Here is a 26065-nt window from a genome sequence, read left to right on the forward strand (position 1 = left end):
AGCCCTAAACATCTACTATAACGCTAACTATAATAACGTAAGGTGCGATTTCAAGTGCGCAAAGATACAAAATAAAATAAAACATGTTTTGTTTTATCAAATTTTGATACACCTTTAATGTGGTTAAAAGACCTATGGCAAAAACGAGAAGAATGATGGCTAAAATACTATAAATAATTACAGGACTGCCGTCAATACTATAGATTAATAATGCATTTAGGGGCAATAGCAGAATACCAACAAAATTTTTATAGCTTATTTTCTGAAACAAATAATTATCTATCAAAAAATCAATATCAAACACACTACCAATAAGCCGTTCTATTAAAATTTTCATGGTTATAAAAATAGCCACGGCCAAAAACAATTTTAACAATAACGTCAATGACAATGAGACACTACCAAAAAGGGTTTCAAAAGATAAAATACCAAATATGGTAAATGTGAAAACAAAGTTGATAAATAATAAAGCATCAAAAACGTCAAAAAACTTCTGATCTCTGGAGTATATTTTTAGGTATTTGGAATTCCCCAATACAAATACAAAGTCATCAAAACGTTTGGCAAACAATACCTTTGAAACGGCTATCAAGATTAGGCCAATGACAATACTAATTGTGAATAAATCATTTGATATTAAAGGGCGTAGCATATTGTAAAATTATTATAAATTATGACATGGTCAGAAAATATTTTAAGGAATATTTAAAAAAAAGTATGCGTCAAAAGGTTACATTTGCTAAAAATTAAAAGCCTTTAATGCAGGATGCCATTGTTATAATCCCAACTTTCAATGAGATTGAAAATATTGAAGCCATTATTAGGGCTGTGTTTTCTCAAAAAAAAGCTTTTGATATACTCGTAGTGGATGACAATTCACCTGATCTCACAGCATTAAAAGTTAAGGAATTACAAACGGAATTTGTTGGTCGTTTGCATTTGTTGCAAAGAAAAGATAAAACAGGTTTAGGAACCGCTTATATTGCTGGTTTTAAATGGTGTTTGGAACGTGATTATGAATATGTTTTTGAGATGGATGCCGACTTTTCGCATAACCCAAATGATCTGATTAAGCTCTATAATGCCTGTAAAAATGATAATGCTGATATGTCCATTGGCTCGCGCTATGTCAAAGGGATCAATGTTGTAAATTGGCCAATGAGTAGAATTTTATTATCTTTTTTTGCTTCTAAATACGTCAGGCTCATAACTCAAATGAAGATTCATGACACAACCGCTGGCTTTGTTTGTTATAAAAAAAGGGTTCTGGAAGCTATAGATTTGGACAAGATTAAGTTTGTGGGATATGCCTTTCAGATTGAAATGAAGTTCAAGGCGTATCTGAAAAACTTTAAAATAGTTGAAATACCAGTTATTTTTACTGACCGAACTAAAGGGAAATCTAAAATGAGCAGTGGTATAATTTCTGAAGCGATATTTGGCGTGATAAGTATGAAGTTGAACAGTTTAATAAATAAGGGATAGTATGTACTTAAATCGTTTAATTATAAAAAATGGTCTAGTCGTAAATGAAGGTAGTACGCAACAGCTGGATATTTATATTGAAGGTGAGGTCATAAAGGAAATAGGACCTAATTTTAAAAAAGAAGGTGTTAGGGTTATCGATGCTTCTGGAAAATATATTATTCCTGGTATTATTGATGATCAAGTTCATTTCAGGGAACCAGGACTTACTCACAAGGCAGATATTGAAAGTGAGTCAAGAGCGGCAATTGCTGGAGGCATAACATCTTTTATTGAAATGCCCAATACCAATCCCCAAACAACAACTATTGAAAAACTTCATGAAAAGTTTGAAATAGCGGCAAATAAATCATTTGCCAATTATTCTTTCATGTTTGGAGGTACCAATGATAACCTCTCTGAAATTTTGAAAGTCAATCCAAAAGAGGTCGCTGGTTTAAAGCTGTTTCTGGGCTCCTCTACTGGTAATATGCTGGTTGATAACCCTGAAACGCTCGAAAAAATCTTTTCAAGCACCGATATGGTCATTTCAGTTCATTGTGAAGATGAAGCAACCATTCGCAAAAACACTCAAAAGTATGTCGATTTATATGGAGATGATATTCCGATTAAATACCATCCAATTATAAGAAGTGAGGAAGCCTGTTATTTGTCGTCTTCAAAGGCCGTTGAATTGGCAAAAAAAACGGGAGCGAGATTACATGTTTTTCATTTGTCAACAGGTAAGGAAACCCATTTGTTCACTAACAAGACACCTCTGAAAGATAAAAAAATTACAGCCGAAGTCTGTGTACATCACTTATGGTTCTCGGATGCTGATTATGAAGAAAAAGGTACGCGAATTAAGTGGAACCCGGCAGTAAAGACAGCACAAGATAGAGATGAACTTTGGAAAGCTTTGTTGGACGATAGAATTGATGTTATTGCTACAGACCACGCACCACATACCATTGATGAGAAAAACAACCCGTACACCAAGGCGCCTTCAGGTGGGCCATTGGTACAACATGCATTAGTTGCGCTGCTTGAGGCTCATCATCAAGGGAAGATTACAATTGAAAAACTGGTTGAGAAAATGTGCCATAATCCGGCTATTTTGTTTGAGGTTGAAAAACGCGGATACATAAAAGAAGGATACTTCGCCGATTTGGTTATTGTTGATACCAACAGTCCTTGGACAGTAAATACAGAAAACATTCTGTATAAATGTGGTTGGTCTCCATTTGAGGGCACGACATTTCAGTCAAAAATAAAGCATACCATATTAAACGGTCATGAGGTATACAATGAAAATGGTTTTAGTGGTGTTAAAGCGGCTAAACGGTTAACTTTTAACAGATGAGACAATTATTGATATATTCCTTTGGTATCTGCCTATTGGTGTTTTCTTGTCAAGACAAAAGCACGCCACAAAAGCCCAAAAACTTAATTTCTGAAGATAAAATGGTAGATGTCCTCATAGATTTATCTTTATTATCTTCAGCCAAAGGCGTCAATAAAAAAGTTATTGAAAATAACGGAATTACACCCGATGCTTATGTATATCATAAACATGGAATAGACAGTCTCCAATTTGCAGACAGTAATGCCTATTATGCCTTTTTTGTAGATGATTACAACCAGATTTACACGCGTGTCCAGGATAGTTTGGAAAAGCTTAAAATTAAATATGTCAGACTAGAGGAAAAGGAGAATAGCAAAAAGAAAAACTCTAAAACATCTAAAGAGAAACAGAATAGGGTGAATATCGACTCTTTACGAAAAAGACGCAATGATAGCATTTTACAACCACCAACAGTTTACGACGACTAATTTTGCTCCTTTAAAAACTGCTTGGAAACAGCTTCAATGCTTACTTCATTAGGAATAAATTTATAGTCTAGAGCGTCTTTAATTTTGGTGTTCTCATAAAAGGCTTTATTAAATAGGGAAGCAACCATTTGTTTTACTAGAACACGACGTTTACCTGTAATTTTATTTTTGAGCCAGTCCAATCGCCAAGCAATTGCCAGTAACCAGGGTTTGGCTTCCTTTTTCGGCTGTTCAACATTCAGATGATTTGCAATGGTATTTAAAAACGTTTGATAGGAGATATTTTCAGCTACAAGAACAAACCGTTCATTTTTGATGCTACTGTCTAAAAGGGTTATCATAATATTCACAACATCCCGTACATCAATGACACCAATGCTTCCTTCGGTATAATATGGTATTTTGTTATAGACTTTTTTAATAATGTTGCCGCTGCCATGAGACCATATACCGCCACCAATGATGACACCTGGATTTACTATCACGGCAGGCAACCCCTCTTGAGTACCACGCCATACTTCCATTTCAGCACCATACTTGGTGATAGCATAAACACTGTTATCGGCATCTGCATTCCAAGTAGTATTTTCGTTAATGATATTATTCTTGTTGGATTCCCCCAGAGCTGCAATGGAACTAACATAACACAATTTTTTCACCTTACTGGAAATGCATAAGTTGACGATGTTGGCTGTACCTTCAATATTAGTTCGTCTCAAAAGATGATACTTGTCTGGTTCAAAGGATACAAAGGCAGCGCAATGATAGACATAGGTTATGCCATCAAAAACGTCCATTAATTTAGGTACATCCAATAAATCACATTCAATCCAATCAATTTTATCATACAGTGCATCAACATGATCAGTATAATAGGAAAAAACCTTTTTAACAATGGAAAGTTTTTTGGGCCGTCTATAAATTGCCCTTACGGAATCGTTGGCATTAACCAATTGGTACAATAAGTGTGAGCCGACCAAACCTGTTCCTCCTGTGACTAATATCATACAAGCAAAATAAAGAATTATTCATTAAGACACGGTAATTATACATTGATTTTTATCTTTGCCAAGATTTAAACTTCATTTATCAAATTATGACAAATGCATTTGTAGAAGAGCTACGTTGGAGGGGCATGGTACATGATATTATGCCTGGAACTGAAGAACAACTCAATAAAGAGATGACCACAGCCTATATTGGTTTTGACCCAACTTCAGATTCATTACACATAGGTAGCTTAGTACCTATTATCCTATTAGTGCATTTGGAAAAGGCTGGTCATAAACCAATTGCATTAGTTGGTGGCGCAACGGGAATGATTGGAGATCCATCTGGCAAGAGTGATGAACGAAATTTATTGGATGAAGAAACTTTGAATCATAATGTTAACGGAATTAAAAATGTGTTATCACGATTTTTAAACTTTGAATCTAAAGAATCGAATGCGCCTGTTTTGGTCAACAATTATGATTGGATGAAGGATTTCACCTTTATAGATTTTGCCAGAGATGTCGGTAAACGAATTACCGTTAATTATATGATGGCAAAAGACTCTGTCAAAAAGCGATTGTCGGGTGAAGAAGGTAGCGCAGGTATGTCATTTACTGAATTTACATACCAATTGATTCAAGGATATGATTTTTACCATTTGTATAAAACCCATAATTGTATGCTGCAAATGGGTGGGAGTGATCAATGGGGAAATATCACGACTGGAACAGAGTTGGTAAGGCGTATGAATGTTGGTGAAGAAGCTAAAGCTTATGCTATGACATGTCCGTTGATAACAAAGGCTGATGGCTCAAAATTTGGTAAAAGTGAAGGTGGGAATATCTGGTTGGATGCCGACAAAACTTCGGTTTACAAATTTTATCAATTTTGGTTAAACACGTCCGATGAAGACGCTGAAAAATATATCAAGATTTTTACATTTTTAGACAAAGAAACTATTGACAGCTTAATCTCTGATCATCAAGAACAACCCCATTTGAGATTGCTTCAAAAAAGATTGGCTGAAGAAGTAACCACCTTTGTGCATTCAAAAGATGATTTTGAGAATGCTGAAAAAGCATCAAACATTTTGTTTAGCAAAACTTTTAAAGAAGATATTAAAACCCTGGATGAGAAAACTTTTTTGGATGTTTTTGAAGGTGTGCCTTTAGCTGAAATTTCTCTTTCTGATTATAACAATGGGTTGGATATGATTGGAGCACTTTCGGCCCAAACAAATTTTCTGGCATCTAATGGTGAGGCTAGAAGAGCCCTCAAAGAAAATTCTATTTCTGTTAATAAGGAGAAAGTGAATGAAAATTACCAATTAGGAGATTCAGACTTGATTAACAATCGTTATATTATTATTAACAAGGGAAAGAAAAACACGTACATAATCAAAGTGATATAAATACAAAAACGCCTGGATATCCAGGCGTTTTCCATTAACCAATCAGCTAAAAAAATCTTTCTTTTTCTAGCTATCGTTTGGTCGAAATATGCTCTTGTAACTTACAAGGCCATCAAGTTACAACCTCTAATATCTGAATTATCAAACCGACCAATAATTTCAAAGGAGCCATTTTGATTTAAAGAACCTAAATCCTGTGTCGCAATAAATGAACACGAGTTGATATTGGCTAAATCGATAACATTAATGCCACCTGTTTTATTGTTTTTTTGAATAGTAAGGGCATCTTCTGGATCTCGGATTAAAATTTTCATCCAAGGCGGACATTCGAAAATGCCATTTCCTTTGGAATAGCCTTGACTCAATAATTCTGTCATACCATATTCACTATGGATTGAATCGACCCCAAAACCAGATTTTAAAATGGTATGTAACTCATCTCGGACAAGCTCCTTGCGTCTTCCTTTCATCCCACCAGTTTCCATGATGATTGTATTTTTTAAATCAAATTGATAGGTTTCAACTAAATCTAAAAGCGCATACGACACACCAATTAGCAAGGTTTTTTTTTCACTGGCATCCAATTCAATTAATTTCGTTTTTAATTGGTCATAGTCATTTAAATAAAATCCGCTATGGGCATTATTTGAAGCTTTAATGAGATAGTCAACCATATAAACCAATGAAGAGCCTTCACGTTCTAAATAAGAGGGCAATAAAGCTAGGACGGTATAATCCTCAATATGGCCATAAAACTGTTTAAAACCGTAATTAAAGCTGTTTTCATAGAGACCCAAGTCCGTAATGTAATGCTTGCTTGTTGTAGCACCTGTAGTCCCCGAACTGGTGAATATTTTTTCAATGGGTTTGCGAGAACTTATAATCTGCTTGGTCTTAAAAAATTCGATTGGCAAAAAGGGGATATCATTGACAGAGGTCACTTCGCTTGGATGTTTGTAAAGCAAATCACAAAAAGACCTGTAAACAACATTGGTTTCAAATTGATACGCAAAGATTTTTAAGGCTATTGTTTCAAAAGCTTGCTCTGAAGAAATATTGAAAATAGCCTGTGTGTCAATCATGGTATAAAAATATGTAAAAATAAAAAGCGCCACCTATTTGGTAGCGCTTATATGTTCAAAAAAGATGTCGCTTACTTAACAACTAACTTTTTGGTAATTGTGTTCCCGTTTTGAGAAATTTGTAACATGTAAATGCCAGTGTTTAAGCTGGAAACATCAACACGGTTATTTGTAACGGCAGTGCTGATAACACGTTTGCCTAATATATCAAAAATAGCAACCGAAATACCATTATTGTTAGTTGATGTAATGTTGACATAGCCATTGGTTACCGGGTTAGGATAAACATTGAATTCATTTGCTGAAAAAGTATCTGCCGAAAGTGTAAAATCATTCGCAGCTCCCGGAGTTCCTAGATCTCCACTTCCAAAAGGTGATGAACCTTCACCCCAATTAGCACCTAAATCATTGTCATCAGCGTTAAAAGCAGTCAAAGATAATTCCATGCTAATTCCTGTTGGATCTGGAAATTCAGTGCCACCATCCCAAATAACTGTATCAATCATGGTTCCACTACATTCAATTATTAATCCATCAGCTCCATTTCCTAAAGAAACACCAGCATATTCATAATCAACAGGGACGCCACCATTAGTTCCTATATCTGCATTGATTCCAAATACAGCATATCCATTTGCGGGAACTACCAAAGCACTTATTACGAATTCTTCCCCTACTGAAGCATCATCTTTAATTATCCAACCTTGCATATTAATTGGAGCTCCAGTCGTATTATAAACTTCAAACCATTCACCTTCAGAATCATTAACGGCATTAGGATTTTGCATAATTTCAGTGATGATGATATCGCCATAATTACCACAAACAACACCACCCACACAAGCAGGACTGGTTATGCTTCTGGTGAAATCACAACTACTATCAGATACATCACCTGTAAAAGTGACTGTAAAGTTTGTACCTTCATCAACTCCAGAAATTACTATTGTTCCATCGGTAACACTAGTTGGATCATCACCACCAACAGTGCCAAAGCCTTCGGTATCTATATTGTATGTGGAAGTTCCCCCACCTGTATACTCTATAGTTACTGTGTATGTGTCAATACCTGCAGTTTCCGTGTCACAAGTGGTTGTGATTGTGCCAACTTGTAGATCACAAGGAAATTCTACAGAAAACGTGACAGTTTGCTCAACGGCTGGCATAATAGGAACATGTGAATTATCAACTAATTGCATAAAAACCGTATAGGTCTCACCATCAACAACAGCAATTGATTCTGGATCTGTATCATATTTCATTGGCTGTGAAACACCATTTATAGTCCAATGAATATGTCCGTCACCAGTTCCACCATTTCCTGGCAATTGGTCTACTATGAAGTTTTGAACATCTATGGTTACATCAACATTCGTTGTTCCAGAAGCAAAAGCAGTACCATCTCCAGGAGATGTAATGGTTAGTACCGGGTCAGATGAACAACCAACATACGAGCCTAGGTTATCCCAGCCAGAGTCTATATCAGTTACTATCCATTCAGAATCATTAGCATCGGTTCCAGCAGAAGAAGCCCAATCATTGTTTGGTCCACAAACTGATGTTTTTCTTGTTAAAGTGTGATTGGCAGTTGCAGCAGTTACTCCAGCAACGTCCCAACCAGTGCCTGGATCACCATTGAAATCTCCTAACCAATCTAATACCGTAAATCCGGTCATTTCACCCGCATCAACAGTACCGTTGGTATTGGCATCATCCCAAGTACCGTCGTTTGCAACTAAAGCATAACCATCGTCTCCATTACTTAAAAAGTTAAAAGTCATATCGGCAGCAGCGAGAATTGTTGGGTCTGCACTACCATGAGCAATTACAAAAACATCCCCATCAGCTAAAACAAAACCTGATGGAAAGGTATTCCAGAATTCGTATTCGCCAACGACTGTAGGGTCATTGGATACATTAGGAAAAGCATAATCGTCAAGGTTAACGTCAGATCCGGTTCCATTGTAGATTTCCAGAAATTTGTTGTTACTTGATCCTTCTCCATACATACTGAAATATAAATCAGATGTCTGCGAAAATGATAAGGCAGTTATTAAACAAGTAAAAAGTAAAAAGTAAATTTTTTTCATAATTGTTTTGTATAAAATTAGGAAAACAAATATAGGCAGAATTTAGGTTTTTTTCTAATTTTATAAGGAGTAAGAGGCTTTTTTACAATAAGTTAATATTGGTTAAAGCTACTTAACTATTAGTTTACGCGTGGCACTAACAGCATTTTCGGTAACTTTAATGATGTAGACACCTGGTTTTAGTTTGGAGATATTTAATTCTTTACTCTGGAGTGTAGCAGATATGACTTCTTTTCCTAAAACATTGTAAATGACAACATCTTTGGTAAAGTTGTTTTTGGTAACAATATAGAGCTTGCCATTGGTAGTAGGATTGGGATAAATAGACAATCCATCAATGTTTGAGGTAGGGGAAGTGGTGTTTTTTTCCAAAACAGATTGAGCGTTCGTTTCATGTAGAAACAAACTAATTAAAAACACAAAAATGAATAATGTAATTTTTTTGCTCATAAACAATACCTAATCAACTACAAGTTACTAATTATCTTCAATTTGTATGCCAAAATAAATGTTAAATTAGATTTTGTGCATTATAAATTAATGGAATTGTAATATTAAAGTTACCTAATTGTTATTTATCCCATAGGATGGGTTTAAAGTCTGTTATTAATTTTATCTTTACGTTTTGTATATCACTTTAAAATGAAGAAAAAAGATATTAAAATACTGCTAGTAGATGATGAACCAGACATTCTTGAAATAGTTGGTTACAATTTGTCAGCTGAAGGATATCAGATTATTACTGCTTCTGATGGTGTTGAAGCGGTAAAAAAAGCAAAAAAAGAACGGCCTCACTTAATTGTAATGGATGTTATGATGCCCGAAATGGATGGTATTGAAGCTTGCGAACAAATCAGAAAAGTACCTGAATTAAGTGATACGATTATTACGTTTTTAACCGCCAGAGGTGAAGACTATTCTCAAGTTGCTGGATTTGATGCAGGGGCAGACGATTACATAACTAAACCAATAAAACCAAAAGTGTTGGTTAGTAAAGTAAAAGCTCTGTTAAGAAGACTTAAGGAAGAAGAGACTTCAGATTCTGTAATGAAAATTGGGTCTTTAGTGATTAATAGAGACGAATACAAGATTACTTTGAAAGGTCAAGAAATTATTTTGCCCAGAAAAGAATTTGAATTATTATCTTTATTGGCATCAAAGCCTGGTAAAGTTTTTAAACGCGAAGATATTTTAGATAAAGTCTGGGGTAATGAAGTTGTCGTAGGTGGTCGTACAATTGATGTACACATTAGAAAACTTCGGGAAAAAATTGGAGACAAATCGTTTAAAACCGTGAAAGGAGTGGGCTATAAGTTTATTGATTGATGCAGAAACTAAAGAAAACGTATAAGTTTGCGATTAAAACATCGCTTTATCTGACCATTCTATTAACACTCCTTTTGAGTGTTTTTTTATACTATACCAATGCACTCTCGTGGTTGGTTTTACCATTTATAGCAATTTTTTATGCACTGTCTTTTATAACCATTCAATATCGTGTTGAGCGATTTATTTACAGACGGGTCAAAAAAATATACGATGATCTGACACTCCTGGAAGCAACTACTTTAAGGAATCAGCCCATAACAACAGATATGGCAACCCTTACCAAAGAAATTGATAAATATGCCAAGGATAAAAAGTTGGAAATTGAAACATTAAAAGTCAGGGAAGAGTATAGAAAAGAATTTTTAGGGAATGTATCACACGAATTGAAAACCCCATTATTTACCGTTCAGGGCTATTTGCTTACCTTATTGGATGGCGCTATTGAAGATAAGAAAATCCGAACTAAATATCTTAATCGTGCTAATAAGGGCGTTGAAAGATTGATATACATTGTCAAGGATTTGGACATGATTACGAAGTTGGAGGTTGGGGATTTGAGTTTAAATAAAGAGGTTTTTGATATTGTGGAACTCATCCAAAGTGTTTTCGATTTATTGGAGATGAAAGCTGCCAAAAAGAAGATAACCTTGACCTTTGATATGGATTATCCCGAACCCATTATGGTGCATGCAGATAGAGAACGCATTCAGCAGGTTCTGACCAATTTGATTGTAAACTCCATTAAATATGGAAGGGAGAAAGGAACGACAGAGGTCAGTATTGAGAACTTAATAAAAAATAAAGTTATAGTTCGAGTAACGGATAATGGTGAGGGTATAGGCAGTGAGCATATCAAACGAATTTTTGAAAGATTCTATCGAGTTGATAAAAGCGGTTCTCGCAAAGAAGGAGGTTCTGGTTTAGGTTTATCCATTGTGAAGCATATCATTGAGGCTCATGATGAACGTATTTATATTGAAAGTGAGGTAGATGTCGGAAGTGAGTTTTCATTCAGTATGGAAAAGGCTGAATAAGTTTTTATAATTAACGTCAAAATAAAAGGCATCCAAACCTCTAAAATTCTTTAATAGTTCTAATTTATTCAGTGAAAATTCATCTTGAGGGCACGATGGCACGATTCTGTTTTTGTGTAATGTTTTAGCCAAATATTCCTGTTCAAACTGACCAGGTGTTGGTATGAAAAACGCCTGTTTACCTAATTTAGCTAAATCCATAATGGTGGTATATCCAGATCTTGAAATAACCAGTTTGCTTTCATTTATAGCAGTTTCCAATATATCGCTTGTCAAATAGTTATAATAAGTAATGTGGTTTCGGATGTCTTTTTTTATGTCACCATCAACTAGGCCTTTTACAAACAATACCTTTCCTGAATAATGAGAAAGTTCACTGGAAAGTTTCTCCTCCAATAATGTTCGTTGAGGTTCCGGACCAGACAATAAAACCATAATATCATAAACAATTGGAGTTTCAAGTTTGTTGAACCTACTAATTGGGCCAATGTATTTCAATGTTACATCCAAAGAGTCTGTATGGCCCAATTTGCCACTTAAATTGAGTTCATCCATGCTGTCTGGTACCCAGCACTCATCAAATTTCTTGATGATCTTTTGATGCATTTTGGTGCTAAACCATGTTGTACTACCACTCAAAACCTGCAATTGATGCGTCATAAATACACAGGGAATATTTTTGTTAAACACTCCAAAGCGATTATCAGAAATAATACCTGCAATATTATGATTCACTATGATATTGGCAGTAGCCTGTCTTTCTGCCTTAATATTCTTGAGAATCTTCGGGGAGTCCTTCAGGATTTTGTATTTAAATCTACTACCCTTCTTGGAGTAGGTGATATTGTATGATGGTAATGACAAACACAGTAGGTCAGGAAATTCTCGTTTTAGTAATTCCAAAGCAACGCCATCGCTCGCTATGACAGGCTCAAAATGGTATTCTTCGAGAGCTTTTATAATGGGAATGCAACGCGTGGCATGACCTAATCCCCAGTTCAAAGGGGCTACTAAAATTCGCTTTTTTTCAGACATTAAAAACAAAGGTAAGCATATATTCGCTTCAACATATTTCCGTAATTTTACCGAAACTTTTTCAAAACATTAAATAAGTAGTGGGAAGTAAAAATAAGCTAAAGCGATTCAAAGAAAACGAGACTTTTAACAACGTGGTCCAACCAACGCGAGATATGTTGGTAAATCAAAAGTTTGAATTGAAAGGTAATTGGAATCGTGATTTTTTTAAAAATGAGAATCCAATTGTCCTCGAGTTGGGTTGTGGTAAAGGAGAATATTCCGTGGCATTAGCCAAAAAGTATCCTGAAAAGAATTTTATTGGGGTTGATATTAAAGGCGCTCGATTTTGGCGTGGTGCTAAAACAGCTATTGAAGAAGGTATTGCCAATGTTGGATTTTTAAGAACGCAAATTGAACTCATTGATTGGGCTTTTAATAAACATGAAGTTGATGAAATTTGGATAACCTTCCCTGACCCACAAATAAAGTACAAGCGTACAAAGCATCGCATGACCAATTCCGAGTTTTTAAAGCGTTACAAAACCATTCTTAAACCAGATGGTATCGTAAATCTTAAAACAGATAGTGAGTTCATGCACGGGTATACATTAGGTCTATTACATGGCGAAGGTCATGAGGTATTATATGCTAATCATAATGTATATAAGCAGGAAGGTAGCCCGGAAGAAGTGACGAGTATTCAAACGTTTTATGAGAGTCAATATTTAGAACAAAACAAACCAATTACGTATATTAGGTTTAAAATCAAAGATTCTTGAATATCACCGTTGTTTTTTTAGCTGGATTTATTGCAACGTTTTTGGCAACATTGCCTCCCGGTTTATTAAATATGACGGCAGCCAAAATTAGTTTAAAAGATGGTCATACACGTGGGATTATGTTCTCCTTGGGAGCATGTCTTGTTATCATCTTTCAAGCGCTTATTGCCACAGTTTTTGCGCGTTATTTGAATAAGCATCCTGATGTCATTGATATCTTACAGCGGGTAGCTTTTGTGATCTTTGTTTTAATCAGTATTTATTTTCTTTTAATAGCTAAAAGCACTGAAAAAAAGGAAAAGGATGTGGATGTCAAGAGTAAATCCAGTCGTTTTTTTCAGGGCATATTTATGTCTAGTATTAATGTATTCCCAATACCTTTTCAGGCCTATGTCGCCATTACCATAGCTTCATTTGGATGGTTGGAATTTGACAACACGGGCATTACGGCTTATGTTGCTGGTGCTACTTCAGGGGCTTTTGTAGCCTTGTATATTTACATGTTCTTTTTTGATAAAATTAAAGGCACAAAAATAACGTCTCAAAAGGGTATGAATTATCTCATTGGAATTATTACAGGGATTATTGCTATCGTTACCTTCATTAATATTTTAAAAGAAATTTAATGAAGCCGGAAACGTTGAATTTTTTTGAGAAAGTTTACGAAGTAGCTCGACTGATTCCGTACGGTCGTGTTACCAGCTATGGAGCTATTGCCAAATATTTAGCCGCTCCCAGAAGTGCCAGAATGGTGGGTTATGCCATGAATGGTTCTGTAGGAAAGGATGTTCCAGCACATAGAGTGGTCAATCGAAACGGATTATTAACTGGAAAACATCATTTTGACGGCACCAACCTCATGCAACAACTATTAGAAAGTGAAGGCATAACCATTATTAATAGCCAAATACAGGATTTTGATGAGGTCTTTTGGGACCCTCAAAAGGAACTACGTTAATCTTTTATAACTTTTCTAACTGTTTCATTAAGAGCTGCCTGCAACTTCACAAAATAGGTTCCGGTTGTGAGGTTTTCGGTGGATAAGGAGATGTTGTTTTTAGTTCCCACAACAGCAATCTCCTGAATCACTCTTCCTGAAACATCAAAAATGGTGACATGTTCGATAGGCTGTTTTGATTCCAGATTCAGGATGTTGGTCGTCGGATTCGGATATAGAACTACACCATCATTAGCGAATCCAAATTCATCAACACTTAAGGCAGCCACAGTTGTGGTGGCTTCGTCTGTAATGATAGGGAAGTTGTAATCAAAGTATATTTCGGCATTGTTGTCAAAGGAATCTCCCAACACCAGAGTTTCCAGTGTTTTGATTTTAAAGGCTACATAGCCATCGTTGTTGGCATCATCAAAAGGTAGGTTGATATCCTCAAATATAAATTCAATATAATGCTGACCTCCCTGATCTTTAACGCGTGCAAAATAATCATGACTAGCGTGTAATGGCACCAAGGTTGACAGGTCATACTTGGTAATATCAATATCATCCTTTACCACAATGTTTACGGCACTGGCTGTTCCCGTATTTTCAAAACGGATTAGATAGTCCACATACTTGCCAACTTCTTCAGGTGTAATGTAATCGCCTTGTAAACAAGTTTTATCATTCGGATCATAAGAGTTTACGACTGTTTGATTAAAAACAGCTGTATTGTCATCAGGAGTTTCATCGGTTTCAGAATGGTTAACAGACCCTTCAAAGACCAACACATCATCACCATTCACAGGTGGTGAATCAGTTGGTGCATTGATGCCCATGGTAAAGGCAATTTCACGCACTTCAAAAGGGGTCAAATCACTAAAGTTCCAAGACAGCGAACCAATGGCCTGACTGTCGGGAGCTGGATTGGCAACAACAAAATCCATGAGGTCATCCTGAAAGGACAAACCCACGCTACCTGATAATGTGGTTGTTCCCTTGTTTTTATAAACCAGTTTATAGTCCGTATCAAAACCGGGTCTGGCAGCTTCCGTTGGTAATACGGCAATTTCCAAATCGTTGAAGGTGCCATTAGCCGTTACACAAAAATCCTGGACATAAGGACTGGTGTCAGACGGAAAATTAACGGTTATACTACTTGGCGAAACTGAAAAATATTCTGGGTTTTCAAAGTTTGGTGAAATGGTATGAGAACCAGAATCAATATACAATGTAAACGCTCCATTGGTGTTAGCTATAAAACTATCATTTATGGAATTGCTGGTAATGTTATAAACAACATTTTGCATGCCAATATCACTAACATCACAGCCATTATTATTAGAATCAAAAGTAGTTTCGCCTTGGACAATATAGTATTCTCCATTTGGCTCAAAGGAACAATAAGAAGAAATAGCAACATCCGTATACCCAAACTCAGTTAATTTATTTTGTACCTCATCAAAATTTTCTTCTATGGTGCACACTACCGAAAGATTTGGATTGCCATCAAAAAAAACATCATATTCCCAAGCTAGACTTTCCGCATTACCAAGATTTAAGGAGGTGAATTCATTATTACTGGCATATAAGTTTATTAGCGAATTGTTATTGCTGATGTCCAAAGAGGTGAGTAAATTATTTGCACAAAAAACACCCTCAAGATTTGGGCTGTTGCTGATGTCTATTTCAGTTAGATAATTATTTACAACACTAAGATATTCACCTGTTATGGGACACAGGTTAATAGAAGTCAATTGATTATTATCAACAATGAAATCAGAAATATATTCCAAATTTGTAAGGTCTAAAGTAGCTAGATTATTATTGCTGCAATCTAATGTCCAAAATGAAGATTGATTTGAAAAATCTAAAGAAGTCAATAAATTATTACCACAATATAAGGATTGAAGATTAGGCGCATTGTTGATGTTTAACACAGTTAATTGATTGTTATTACAACTCAAATCATAAAGTGTTGTAGAATTTACAGTTAATTCGGTTAACAGATTGTTTCCACACGCTATCAGGTTAATATTTAAATTTCCTAAAATTAAAGAAGTTAACTGATTGTCTTGGCAGTTTAAGCTATTTAAAGTTGTCATTGTAGAAACATCTAAAGAAGTTAATTGATTGTTCCTACAGGTTAAGCTATTTAAACTTTCCATAGTGGAAAGATTTAAAGATGTTAATAAGTTGTTGCTGCAATCCAAACTAGAAAAATCCGGAGTATTTATTTGTAAGGATGTTAGTTGATTATTATTACAATCAACGTTCAAAAGTTCAATTGAATTAGGAATAGTTAAATTTTCCAGTAAATTATCTTGGCAGTATAATCGTTTTAAATTAGTAAAATCAGCAATATTTAAAACCGATAGTTGATTATTACGACAATTCAATTCTTCGATATTGACCAATCCACCTAATTCTAAACTTGTTAATTGATTATCACGGCAATTCAAATTTATCATATTTTCCAAACCGCTTAAATCCAAAGAATTCAGGACATTATTTTCGCAATACAAATAACTTAAGTTTATTAAATTACTTAAGTCTAAACTAGTTATTTGGTTATCGTTACAACGTAAGCTTTCTAAATTCGTAAATGACTCAATGCCCAATAATGATGTTATAGATTCATTATCAACATTCATAGAAGCAATTTGTAAGGCTTCACTTGTTTGAATTTCCCCGTCATTGTTAAAATCTGCATCAGTCCATGCGCCAACACCAGTATTACAACAAATTGTACTGGTCAAAGCATTCTTAAAATTAGCGTCAGGTATATAAATTATCTGCGCTTGTAGGCAAAAAGAAAATAACAGGGCAGCGATAAAGAGATATTGTTTTTGCATCTGGTTTTGAGTTTATTCCTTAATTATTTTTTTTACGATGTCACCGTGGGCTGTCTGCAACTTCACAAAATAGGATCCGGTTGTGAGGTTTTCAGTGGATAGGGTCATGTTGTTTTTAGATCCCACAATAGCAATCTCCTGAATCACTCTTCCTGAAACATCAAAAATGGTGACATGTTCGATAGGCTGTTTTGATTCCAGATTCAGGATGTTGGTCGTCGGATTCGGATATAGTACCACATCATTATCGGATGATACAAACTCATCAATGCTCAAGGCAGCCACGGTTGTGGTGGCTTCATCAGTAATAATAGGGAAGTTATAATCAAAATATATTTCGGCATTGTTGTCAAAGGAATCTCCCAACACGAGAGTTTCCAGGGTCTTAATTTTAAAGGCTACATAGCCATCGTTGTTGGCATCATCAAAAGGAAGGTTGATATCCTCGAATATAAATTCAATATAATGCTCGTCACCTTGATCTTTAACGCGTGCAAAATAATCATGACTGGCGTGCAATGGCACCAAGGTTGACAAGTCATATTTAGAGACATCGATATCATCTTTTACCACGATGTTCACGGCACTGGCTGTTCCTGTATTTTCAAAACGGATTAGATAGTCCACATACTTACCGACTTCTTCAGGTGTAATATAATCGCCTTGCAAACAAGTTTTATCATTCGGATCATAAGAGTTTATGACTGTTTGGTTAAAGACTGTTGTATTGTCATCAGGAGTTTCATCAGTTTCAGAATGGTTAACTGACCCTTCGAAGACCAACACATCATCACCATTCACTGGCGGCGTATCAGTTGGTGCATTGATGCTCATGGTAAAGGGAATCTCGCGCACTTCAAATGGTGTCAAATCACTAAAGTTCCAAGACAGCGAACCACTGGCCTGACTATCGGGAGCGGGATTGGCAACAACAAAATCCATGAGGTCATCCTGAAAGCTCAAACCCACACTACCTGATAAGGTAGTTGTTCCTTTGTTTTTATAAATCATTTTATAATTTGTGTCAAAACCGGGTCTGGCGGCTTCTAACGGTAACACTGCAATTTCCAAATCGTTATAGACACCATTGGCTGTGACACAAAAATTCTGGACATATGGACTGGCATCTGCAGGGAAATTAACGGTTATACTACTTGGCGAAACTGAAAAATATTCTGGGGTTTCAAGAGTTGGAGTTATAGTGTGTGAGCCTTCTTGAACAGGGATAGAATATTCGCCTGAACTATTTGCAATAAAAGCTCCAGTAACAGCTCCATCTGTGATACTAAAATTTAAATTAGAATACATAGCATCATCAACTGTACAACCGTTCCCATCTGAATCTAAATGTGTAGAGCCTTCAACAGTATAATAAGTACCTCCAGGGACAAAAGAACAGTAACTATTTATTTCATAATTATTTAAGTTTTGTGTTGAAAATATGCCGTTTATGATATCAAATTCATCATTATCCGCACACACATAGGTTATGGGATTGTTTGAAAAATCAATAGCGCCCCATATTAGATCGTTAGGGTAATCTATCACACCATTTTTTATTATGAGTGTTTCAATTTGGTTATTTTGACAAAGGTACCTATGCGGGTTTACGATTTTGTTTGATAAATCCAGAAAAGTAATTTGATTGTATTCACACTCAAGAGTTCGCAAAAATGGATTGCCTGTTACATCTAATTCAGTTAATTGGTTGGCATAGCAATATAACACTTCAAGATTCGTCAAATTAGTAATGTCCAATTCAGTTAAATAGTTACCTCCACAGTTAAGATAGTTAAGATTGGTCAAAGCAGAAACATCTAGCGTTGTAATTTGATTGTTTGGGCAAGATAACCTTTCAAGCTGTGTCAATGTGCTAACATTTAATTCGGTAATTTGATTCGATGATATTATTAAACGGGTTAGATTATTTGGTAGTGAACTGACATCTATTTCAGTAAATTGATTATTGGAAATATTCAAGGATTCAAGATTGGTTAATGAGCTAACATCTATTTCAGTGAATTGATTAGAGGAAATTTCCAAAACCTCAAGATTTGTTAAACTGCTAATATCTAGTGAAGTAAGTTCATTGGCTCCACATGATAAATGATTAAGATTTTGTAACCCATTGACATTTAATGATGTTAATTGGTTATCCGAACAATATAGAGTTGTAAGATTAGATAAAGTACTAACATCTAGAGCAGTTAATTGGTTAGAATAACATTGTAATGTCTCAATACCTGAAAAGGTGCTTACGTCTAATGAAGAGAAGTCATTATTTTCACAAATTAGCTCAACAAGGTTGGTTAGTCCACTTAAATCCAGAGAAGTTAAATTATTGTTAGTCACATTTAACACTTGAATGTTGCTAAATGCATTAATACCCTCCAAGGAAGAAATAGATCGTCCGATAGTATGAAGATAAACAACTGCTTCAGCTTCAGCAATTGAAATTTCTCCATCGTCATCTATATCAGCATCACTGTCGCCAGCACTATCGCCATCTATATCGACACAATTGGTATTCACAAGAGCATTTTTAAAGTTGGGATCTGGAAAGTCAATTATCTGCGCTTCCAATGAAAAAGAAAATAGAAGTGCAATAATTAATAAGTAATAATTTTTCATAGCGTTGATTAATAAGCTATTAAATATACACATTAAAAATTAGAGTTTGATAGCTAACATAAATTCAGGCATCAATCATTTCAATCAAACCGTTTCAAAATCTAAACAATTCACTGTATATTTGCACTTTAGAATAAATCTAAATTAGAATTCTGTGAAATTAAACAAACAAGATATATTAAAAGCCCTTGAAACCATTTCAGTGCCTGGTGAAGGTCAGAATATGGTGGAGAGTGGTGCTGTAAAGAATGTGGTGACTTTTGGTGAGGAGGTGGTAATCGATATTACCATAGCAAACCCAAGCCTACAAGCCAAAAAGAAAACCGAGGTGGATATCATGAAAACCATTCATGATTTGGTATATGAAAAAGCCAAAATCACTGTCAATGTCAAGGTTGATGCACCTACCAAGTCGGCTCCTAATGTTATTAAGGGGAAGGCTATTCCGGGTATTCAAAACATTATAGCTGTAGCTTCGGGTAAAGGAGGTGTAGGTAAGTCTACGGTTACAGCCAATTTAGCTGTTACTTTGGCTAAAATGGGCTTTAAGGTGGGTATTTTGGATGCCGATATTTATGGGCCTTCGGTTCCTATTATGTTTGATGTCGAACATGAACGACCACTGGCCATCAATGTAGAGGGTAAGTCTAAAATGAAACCCATAGAAAATTATGGTGTTAAGGTCTTATCAATCGGGTTTTTTACCCAACCCAATCAAGCGGTTGTTTGGCGTGGGCCTATGGCTGCCAAAGCCTTAAACCAAATGATTTTTGATGCACACTGGGGAGAGCTGGATTTTATGCTTATTGATTTACCACCTGGAACAGGTGATATTCATTTAAGTATTATGCAGTCCTTACCAATTACAGGTGCTGTGGTAGTGAGTACGCCTCAAAATGTGGCATTAGCCGATGCCAAAAAAGGGGTGGCTATGTTTCAGCAGGAAAGTATCAATGTGCCAGTTCTGGGTATCATAGAAAATATGGCCTATTTTACACCAGAGGAATTACCAGACAATAAATACTATATCTTTGGACAAGAAGGGGCTAAAAATTTAGCTGAAGATTTACAGGTGCCGTTTTTAGGTCAGTTACCTTTGGTGCAAAGTATCCGCGAAGCGGGCGATGTTGGTAGACCAGCGGCTTTACAAACAGCGACTGTTTTAGAGCAGGCTTTTGAAACTTTAACACAGAATGTGGTTCAGGAAGTGGTTAGACGCAATGACAACTTACCACCAACTGAAGCTATAAAAATTACGACTATGGCTGGTTGTTCAGCAGTTAAAAAATAAACCATGAATACAGAAGAGTTAAAACTAAATATAGAAAAGGCACTGGATGAAATCCGTCCGTTTTTGCAAAGTGATGGTGGTGATATTTCCTTATTGTCCATTGAAGATGACAATAAGTTAGTGAAAGTACAACTTCAAGGAGCTTGTGTGGGTTGCAGTGTGAACCAAATGACACTCAAATCTGGGGTAGAAATGACCATCAAAAAGTACGCCCCACAAATAGAACAGGTTATTAACGTAGAATCTTAAAAATTAAGATGTAATGTGACTTTTGTCACATTTAATTAATAAAGGAAGTAATAACTTTGTTTATCCAAAAATTCAATTCATGATTAAAACTGATATTCTTATCATTGGAGCTGGTCCAACAGGACTTTTTACTGTTTTTGAAGCTGGACTACTCAAGTTAAAATGCCATTTAATTGATGCATTACCGCAACCAGGTGGTCAATGTTCTGAAATATATCCCAAAAAACCGATTTACGATATTCCAGCCTATCCTGAAATTCTGGCCGGTGACCTAACCGATAAGTTACTGGAACAATGTAAGCAGTTTGAGCCTGGTTTTACGTTAGGTGAACGTGCTGAAACCATAGAAAAGCAAGACGATGGAACTTTTATTGTGACGACCAATAAAGGGACACAACACCATGCGCCAGTGGTTGCCATTGCAGGTGGTTTGGGCAGCTTTGAGCCACGTAAACCCCTAATTCACAATATTGCTGACTTTGAGGATAAAGGTGTGGAGTATATGATTAAAGAACCGGAGATGTATCGCGGTAAGAAAGTCGTGATTGCAGGAGGTGGTGACTCGGCATTGGATTGGAGTATCTTTTTAAATGATGTGGCTAGTGAGGTAACCCTAATTCATAGAAGAAATGAATTCCGTGGGCATTTAGATTCTGTTGAAAAGGTACAAGAGCTCAAAAATCAAGGAAAAATCAATTTAATCACACCTGCTGAAGTTACCGGCATAGTGGGCGATCATCATGTTAAGGCCGTAGTGGTTTCTCAAGCAGAACACATTCCAAAGGAGTTTGAGATTGAATGTGATCATTTTATACCCTTATTTGGTTTATCACCTAAATTAGGACCAATTGCCAATTGGGGATTGGAAATAGAAAAAAATGCTATTAAGGTTAATAACGCATTGGACTACCAAACCAATATTCCTGGTATTTTTGCCATAGGCGATGTTAACACCTATCCTGGTAAATTAAAATTGATTTTATGTGGTTTCCACGAAGCAACTTTGATGTGTCAGGCCGCTTATCAAATTATCAATCCGGGAAAAAAATATGTCTTGAAATATACCACTGTGAGTGGTGTAGATGGTTTTGATGGTACGCGTAAAGAGGCTCCTAAAGCCGTTGTAAAAGCGATTGACTAATGGATCAGGATGTTACCTTAAAAATCACAGATAGAGATGGCAATACCCATGAAGTTCTGGCTCCAACCGATATGGCTATGAACCTTATGGAAGTCGTAAGAAGCTATGAGCTCGCTCCGGAGGGAACCATTGGTATTTGTGGCGGCATGGCTATGTGTGCTTCGTGTCAGTGCTATGTTTTATCAGACCATGAACTCCCCGAAATGCAAGATGACGAAGAAGCCATGCTGAGTGAGGCCTTTTACGTAAAGGATAATTCCCGATTAGGTTGCCAGATTCAGATTACCCCTGAATTGGATGGTTTGGAAGTTGAGCTAGCACCGGAAAGCTAATCCGTTTTATAATCAATCAATTTTTGAGGTCCCTCCAATAGCACTCGCACGATTTTAAGTGTGCCATCATCTGTAGTGGCAATTTGCCATTTAATTAGCGAGATTTCACCATTTTCAATTTCTATTCCCGTAATACTTCTGGGGTGCACACAACTACCATCGTTAAAGAAGGCAATATCACCAGGCTCTGGAAAACGGGGTCTATGAGTATGGCCTACAATGGTAATTAAATTATTATTATCAATAATCCATTTTTTGATACGACGTTCAACTTTTATGAGCTCCTTATAATTTTTTGCAGGGCTGGTTGGATCGGCAATTCCCATAACATTCAATGGTTTCCATAAAATGCGAACCATAAAACGACTCCATTTCCAAAAGAGATAATTCCACCAATCGGCTTGATGGCCATGAGTCAAAAACAGTTCCTGATTGGTTTCATAATTTTTTAAAATGACACCTTCATGATATTGAATATTGCAAAATAATTCAACATCTTCTCCAGTTTTTGGATCAAAATATGTGGATAAATGTTTTTCTACATATTTTGGATCCCGATACACCATATCATGATTCCCCCAAATCATATGTAAGCGTTCTTGTTCATGAAATAGTTTCAAGAGCAGATACACATTTTTGTGTGCCTGTAAAATAGGTTCAAATGATAAGTTTTCCCACAATTCGTCACCATCACCCAATTCGCAGTAAGTAAACCCTTCAGCATAATAGTGTTTTAAAGCGTGAAAGTAAATATTTCGGTTATTGGCAAAATCATCAGCAAAGCTGTTGTCACCTCTGTGACAATCACTGAATAAAATAATCTTGCTGTCATTGTTGAATTCAACAATTTTAGCATGTTTATAAGCCCTATCTAACCGTTTTCTTGATGACATATTGTAAATGTAGATAATTTCAATAAAAAATGCTTCCAGGTGGAAGCATTTGAATGATATTGATTAATCTTTTAATTTTATTTGAAGGCGTTCAATCCTGTAACATCCAATCCAGTAATTAGTAAATGTATATCATGTGTGCCCTCATAAGTAATCACACTTTCCAGGTTCATGGAGTGACGCATAATGCTGTATTCTCCCGTTATGCCCATGCCTCCAAGCATTTGTCTAGCCTCACGAGCTATGTTAATGGCCATGTCCACATTATTGCGTTTTGCCATAGAGATTTGTGCTGAAGTGGCTTTACCCTCATTACGCAACACACCTAAACGCCAAGTCAGTAATTGTGCTTTGGTAATTTCAGTAATCATTTCAGCGAGTTTCTTTTGCTGAAGTTGGAACTGGCCGATAGGTTTGCCAAATTGAATACGCTCTTTACTGTATCGTAATGCCGTATCATAACAGTCCATAGCGGCTCCAATGGCGCCCCAGGCAATCCCATAACGAGCAGAATCCAAACAACCAAGAGGTGCGCCTAATCCAGATTTATTAGGCAATAAGTTTTCTTTTGGAACTTTGACATTGTCAAAAATCAACTCACCTGTAGCACTGGCACGAAGGGACCATTTGTTATGCGTTTCAGGTGTAGAAAAACCTTCCATCCCACGTTCTACAATTAAACCATGTATGCGACCTTCTTCATTCTTTGCCCATACAACAGCGACTTGTGCAAACGGGGCATTACTAATCCACATTTTGGCACCGTTCAATAAGTAATGATCACCCATATCCTTAAAGTTGGTAACCATGCCTCCAGGATTGGATCCGTGATCAGGTTCTGTTAACCCGAAACAACCCATCCATTCACCGCTGGCTAATTTTGGCAAGTATTTTTGGCGTTGCTCTTCGTTGCCATATTTCCAAATAGGATACATGACTAATGATGACTGCACAGAAGCTGTACTACGAACACCAGAGTCACCACGTTCTATTTCCTGCATGATTAAGCCATAAGAAATTTGGTCTAATCCAGCACCACCATATTCAACAGGAATATAAGGGCCAAAAGCACCAATTTCAGCAAGACCACCAATAATTTGATTTGGGAATTCTGCTTTTTGTGCGTATTCTTCAATAATTGGTGAAACGTCACGCTTTACCCATTCTCTGGTGGCATCGCGCACTAATTTATGTTCTTCAGAAAGCAACTCGTCAAGATTGTAATAATCAGGTGCTTCAAATAAGTCTGGCTTCATGTTTTGTTCAATTTTTAAGTCTCGCCAAATTTAACCAAATACATATAAAAAGGGGAAACATTTTATCAGAAATATTTTAATCGTACATTTAACGAGCCTCATTTTTAATAATTATTCAAATAACGTCATTCAGCTATCAAAAATGGGCAAATCTCCACCTAAAATTGGTTTAATAACCGCAACATCCATTGTCATCGGAAATATGATTGGCGTCGGGATTTTTATATTACCAGCTGCTTTATCGAAATATGGAAGTATAAGTTTACTGGGATGGGTTTTTACTACTATTGGCGCGTTGATTCTAGCTAAAATTTTCAGTAATTTTAGTAAAATCGTCAAAAAAAGCGGTGGCCCTTATGCCTATCCGAAATCAGCATTTGGTGACTTTATTGGCTTTTTGATTGCTTGGGGATACTGGTTGTCTTGTTGGATCGGTAATGCGGCATTAACTGTTGCCATAATAGGAGCCTTAAGCTTCTTTTATCCCATACTTGAAACAAACGCCTTGTATAAAGTAATCATTGGCCTGGGATTAATTTGGTTTTTTACTTGGATAAATACGAGAGGAATTAAAGAGTCGGGTAAAGTTCAGGTAATTACCACCATACTCAAGTTAACACCATTATTATTTGTGATTCTGGTTGGTGTATTCTTTTTCAGACTTGAAAATTTTCCTCAATTTAATTTAACGTCAGAAAGTGATTTTGAAACCTTTCCCATGGTGGCAGCTCTAACGCTTTATGCCTTTCTTGGTCTTGAGTGTGCTACCATTCCCTCGCAAAGTATTAAAGATCCTGAAAAAACAATTCCCAGAGCAACGATGATTGGGACCTTAATTGCGGCAAGCGTTTATATTTTGGGAACGGTTGTATTGTTTGGGATTTTACCAATAGATAGACTGCAAACCTCGGCAGCACCTTTTGCTGAAGCAGCCAGAATTATTGCTGGTGATTTCGGTGGTTATTTTGTCGCTATTGGAGTTATTATTTCGGGTATAGGTGTCTTAAATGGTTGGATTATGGTAACGGGACAAGTACCATTGGCAACTGCTAAAGATGGATTGTTTCCGCGCGTATTTAGTAAAGAAAATAAGAAAGGAGCTCCAGCTTTAGGGCTTATTATAGGTAGTTTACTGACAACAGCTGTGCTTTTAATGAATTTATCAGAAGGGTTGGTTGATCAGTTTAAGTTTATTGTTGATATTGTGGTCTTTGTCGCTTTAGTTCCATATTTATTCACTGCTGCAGCCTACATTTTAATTCTAATTGAGAAAAAAGTTCATGTCCATAGTTGGGTGAAAACGTTTGTTCTCGGGAGTTTAGGATTTTTATATTCGTTATGGGCGATTTTTGGGTCGGGCAAAGAAACCGTGTTTTATGGTTTCATCCTGTTAATGCTGGGTATTCCATTTTACGTTTTGATGAAATGGAATAAACGTTTTGATTAAC

Annotated in this window: 24 protein-coding genes; 14 read left to right on the forward strand and 10 right to left on the reverse strand. The window is 36.1% G+C overall.

Translation table 11 applies throughout. The features are described 5' to 3' along the window. Nucleotides 1-4: 4 nt before the first annotated feature. Nucleotides 5-652, reverse strand: a complete 648-nt coding sequence (locus ACKXGU_RS10135; RefSeq protein WP_463465207.1) for a DUF4271 domain-containing protein — start codon at nucleotides 650-652, stop codon at nucleotides 5-7. A gap of 107 nt (nucleotides 653-759) precedes the next feature. Here ACKXGU_RS10135 and ACKXGU_RS10140 point away from each other — a divergent pair, with 107 nt between their 5' ends. The 3 genes from ACKXGU_RS10140 to ACKXGU_RS10150 are packed head-to-tail and all read left to right on the forward strand — an operon-like array spanning nucleotide 760 to nucleotide 3297. After that, nucleotides 760-1485 (forward strand): polyprenol monophosphomannose synthase, encoded by a 726-nt coding sequence (locus ACKXGU_RS10140; RefSeq protein ID WP_463465208.1) that lies wholly within the window; start codon nucleotides 760-762, stop codon nucleotides 1483-1485. Between the two features lies 1 nt (nucleotide 1486). Next, the gene (locus ACKXGU_RS10145; RefSeq protein WP_463465209.1) at nucleotides 1487-2827 is read left to right on the forward strand and encodes a dihydroorotase; all 1341 of its coding nucleotides are present in this window, start codon (nucleotides 1487-1489) and stop codon (nucleotides 2825-2827) included. Beyond that, entirely contained in the window at nucleotides 2824-3297 is a 474-nt protein-coding gene (locus ACKXGU_RS10150) for a DUF4296 domain-containing protein (protein WP_463465210.1), read from the forward strand. The genes ACKXGU_RS10145 and ACKXGU_RS10150 overlap by 4 nt, the downstream gene beginning before the upstream one ends. Here ACKXGU_RS10150 and ACKXGU_RS10155 read toward each other — a convergent pair. After that, a complete protein-coding gene (locus ACKXGU_RS10155) occupies nucleotides 3294-4304 on the reverse strand; it encodes an NAD-dependent epimerase/dehydratase family protein (protein ID WP_463465211.1) in 1011 nt (336 codons plus the stop codon). The genes ACKXGU_RS10150 and ACKXGU_RS10155 overlap by 4 nt on opposite strands. Nucleotides 4305-4393: 89 nt before the next feature. Here ACKXGU_RS10155 and tyrS point away from each other — a divergent pair, with 89 nt between their 5' ends. Then, entirely contained in the window at nucleotides 4394-5701 is a 1308-nt protein-coding gene (gene tyrS, locus ACKXGU_RS10160; RefSeq protein WP_463465212.1) for a tyrosine--tRNA ligase, read from the forward strand. 101 nt (nucleotides 5702-5802) lie between these two features. Here tyrS and ACKXGU_RS10165 read toward each other — a convergent pair whose 3' ends face one another. The 3 genes from ACKXGU_RS10165 to ACKXGU_RS10175 form a co-directional block, all read right to left on the reverse strand. Then, nucleotides 5803-6783, reverse strand: a complete 981-nt coding sequence (locus ACKXGU_RS10165; RefSeq protein WP_463465213.1) for a LuxE/PaaK family acyltransferase — start codon at nucleotides 6781-6783, stop codon at nucleotides 5803-5805. Nucleotides 6784-6854: 71 nt separating this feature from the next. After that, entirely contained in the window at nucleotides 6855-8873 is a 2019-nt protein-coding gene (locus ACKXGU_RS10170) for a lamin tail domain-containing protein (RefSeq protein ID WP_463465214.1), read from the reverse strand. A 108-nt stretch (nucleotides 8874-8981) separates the two neighbouring features. Further along, complete coding sequence (locus ACKXGU_RS10175) at nucleotides 8982-9323, reverse strand: T9SS type A sorting domain-containing protein (RefSeq protein WP_463465215.1); 342 nt, start codon at nucleotides 9321-9323, stop codon at nucleotides 8982-8984. A gap of 192 nt (nucleotides 9324-9515) precedes the next feature. On the opposite strand from ACKXGU_RS10175, the gene ACKXGU_RS10180 reads away from it, so the two are divergent. Next, nucleotides 9516-10199, forward strand: a complete 684-nt coding sequence (locus ACKXGU_RS10180) for a response regulator transcription factor (protein ID WP_103050937.1) — start codon at nucleotides 9516-9518, stop codon at nucleotides 10197-10199. Next, a complete protein-coding gene (locus ACKXGU_RS10185) occupies nucleotides 10199-11236 on the forward strand; it encodes a sensor histidine kinase (RefSeq protein ID WP_463465216.1) in 1038 nt (345 codons plus the stop codon). Before ACKXGU_RS10180 ends, ACKXGU_RS10185 begins: the two co-directional genes overlap by 1 nt. Here ACKXGU_RS10185 and ACKXGU_RS10190 read toward each other — a convergent pair. After that, nucleotides 11210-12271 carry a glycosyltransferase gene (locus ACKXGU_RS10190; RefSeq protein WP_463465217.1) on the reverse strand — a complete coding sequence of 354 codons (1062 nt, stop codon included), beginning with the start codon at nucleotides 12269-12271 and terminating at the stop codon, nucleotides 11210-11212. The two genes, ACKXGU_RS10185 and ACKXGU_RS10190, sit on opposite strands and share 27 nt — an antisense overlap. 80 nt (nucleotides 12272-12351) lie before the next feature. On the opposite strand from ACKXGU_RS10190, the gene trmB reads away from it, so the two are divergent. Genes trmB through ACKXGU_RS10205 form a run of 3 tightly spaced genes read left to right on the forward strand, consistent with a single transcriptional unit; the run spans nucleotide 12352 to nucleotide 13990 of the window. Further along, a complete protein-coding gene (trmB, locus tag ACKXGU_RS10195; protein WP_463465218.1) occupies nucleotides 12352-13032 on the forward strand; it encodes a tRNA (guanosine(46)-N7)-methyltransferase TrmB in 681 nt (226 codons plus the stop codon). Next, complete coding sequence (locus tag ACKXGU_RS10200; protein WP_463465219.1) at nucleotides 13029-13658, forward strand: LysE family transporter; 630 nt, start codon at nucleotides 13029-13031, stop codon at nucleotides 13656-13658. The genes trmB and ACKXGU_RS10200 overlap by 4 nt, the downstream gene beginning before the upstream one ends. After that, entirely contained in the window at nucleotides 13658-13990 is a 333-nt protein-coding gene (locus ACKXGU_RS10205; protein WP_463465220.1) for an MGMT family protein, read from the forward strand. Before ACKXGU_RS10200 ends, ACKXGU_RS10205 begins: the two co-directional genes overlap by 1 nt. On the opposite strand, the gene ACKXGU_RS10210 is transcribed toward ACKXGU_RS10205, so the two are convergent. Beyond that, nucleotides 13987-16824, reverse strand: coding sequence for a T9SS type A sorting domain-containing protein (locus ACKXGU_RS10210; protein ID WP_463465221.1), 2838 nt, complete (start codon nucleotides 16822-16824; stop codon nucleotides 13987-13989). The genes ACKXGU_RS10205 and ACKXGU_RS10210 overlap by 4 nt on opposite strands. Nucleotides 16825-16836: 12 nt before the next feature. Next, a complete protein-coding gene (locus ACKXGU_RS10215; RefSeq protein ID WP_463465222.1) occupies nucleotides 16837-19455 on the reverse strand; it encodes a T9SS type A sorting domain-containing protein in 2619 nt (872 codons plus the stop codon). Nucleotides 19456-19609: 154 nt separating this feature from the next. Between ACKXGU_RS10215 and ACKXGU_RS10220 the strand changes: the two genes are divergently transcribed. The 4 genes from ACKXGU_RS10220 to ACKXGU_RS10235 all read left to right on the forward strand — a co-directional run bounded on the left by ACKXGU_RS10220 (nucleotide 19610) and on the right by ACKXGU_RS10235 (nucleotide 22468). Next, nucleotides 19610-20746 (forward strand): Mrp/NBP35 family ATP-binding protein, encoded by a 1137-nt coding sequence (locus tag ACKXGU_RS10220; protein ID WP_463465223.1) that lies wholly within the window; start codon nucleotides 19610-19612, stop codon nucleotides 20744-20746. A gap of 3 nt (nucleotides 20747-20749) precedes the next feature. Continuing rightward, nucleotides 20750-20995, forward strand: coding sequence for a NifU family protein (locus tag ACKXGU_RS10225; protein WP_103050945.1), 246 nt, complete (start codon nucleotides 20750-20752; stop codon nucleotides 20993-20995). Between the two features lie 79 nt (nucleotides 20996-21074). Continuing rightward, nucleotides 21075-22136: an NAD(P)/FAD-dependent oxidoreductase gene (locus ACKXGU_RS10230; RefSeq protein WP_463465224.1), complete on the forward strand. Its 1062-nt coding sequence runs from the start codon at nucleotides 21075-21077 to the stop codon at nucleotides 22134-22136. Beyond that, nucleotides 22136-22468 (forward strand): 2Fe-2S iron-sulfur cluster-binding family protein, encoded by a 333-nt coding sequence (locus ACKXGU_RS10235; protein ID WP_463465225.1) that lies wholly within the window; start codon nucleotides 22136-22138, stop codon nucleotides 22466-22468. The genes ACKXGU_RS10230 and ACKXGU_RS10235 overlap by 1 nt, the downstream gene beginning before the upstream one ends. On the opposite strand, the gene ACKXGU_RS10240 is transcribed toward ACKXGU_RS10235, so the two are convergent. Then, nucleotides 22465-23361: a metallophosphoesterase family protein gene (locus ACKXGU_RS10240; RefSeq protein WP_463465226.1), complete on the reverse strand. Its 897-nt coding sequence runs from the start codon at nucleotides 23359-23361 to the stop codon at nucleotides 22465-22467. The genes ACKXGU_RS10235 and ACKXGU_RS10240 overlap by 4 nt on opposite strands. 77 nt (nucleotides 23362-23438) lie before the next feature. Continuing rightward, a complete protein-coding gene (locus tag ACKXGU_RS10245) occupies nucleotides 23439-24617 on the reverse strand; it encodes an acyl-CoA dehydrogenase family protein (RefSeq protein ID WP_463465227.1) in 1179 nt (392 codons plus the stop codon). 142 nt (nucleotides 24618-24759) lie between these two features. Between ACKXGU_RS10245 and ACKXGU_RS10250 the strand changes: the two genes are divergently transcribed. Next, nucleotides 24760-26064, forward strand: coding sequence for an amino acid permease (locus ACKXGU_RS10250; protein ID WP_463465228.1), 1305 nt, complete (start codon nucleotides 24760-24762; stop codon nucleotides 26062-26064). The last annotated feature ends 1 nt before the right edge of the window (nucleotide 26065 follow it).

The sequence above is a fragment of the Hanstruepera sp. CR43 genome (assembly GCF_055227665.1).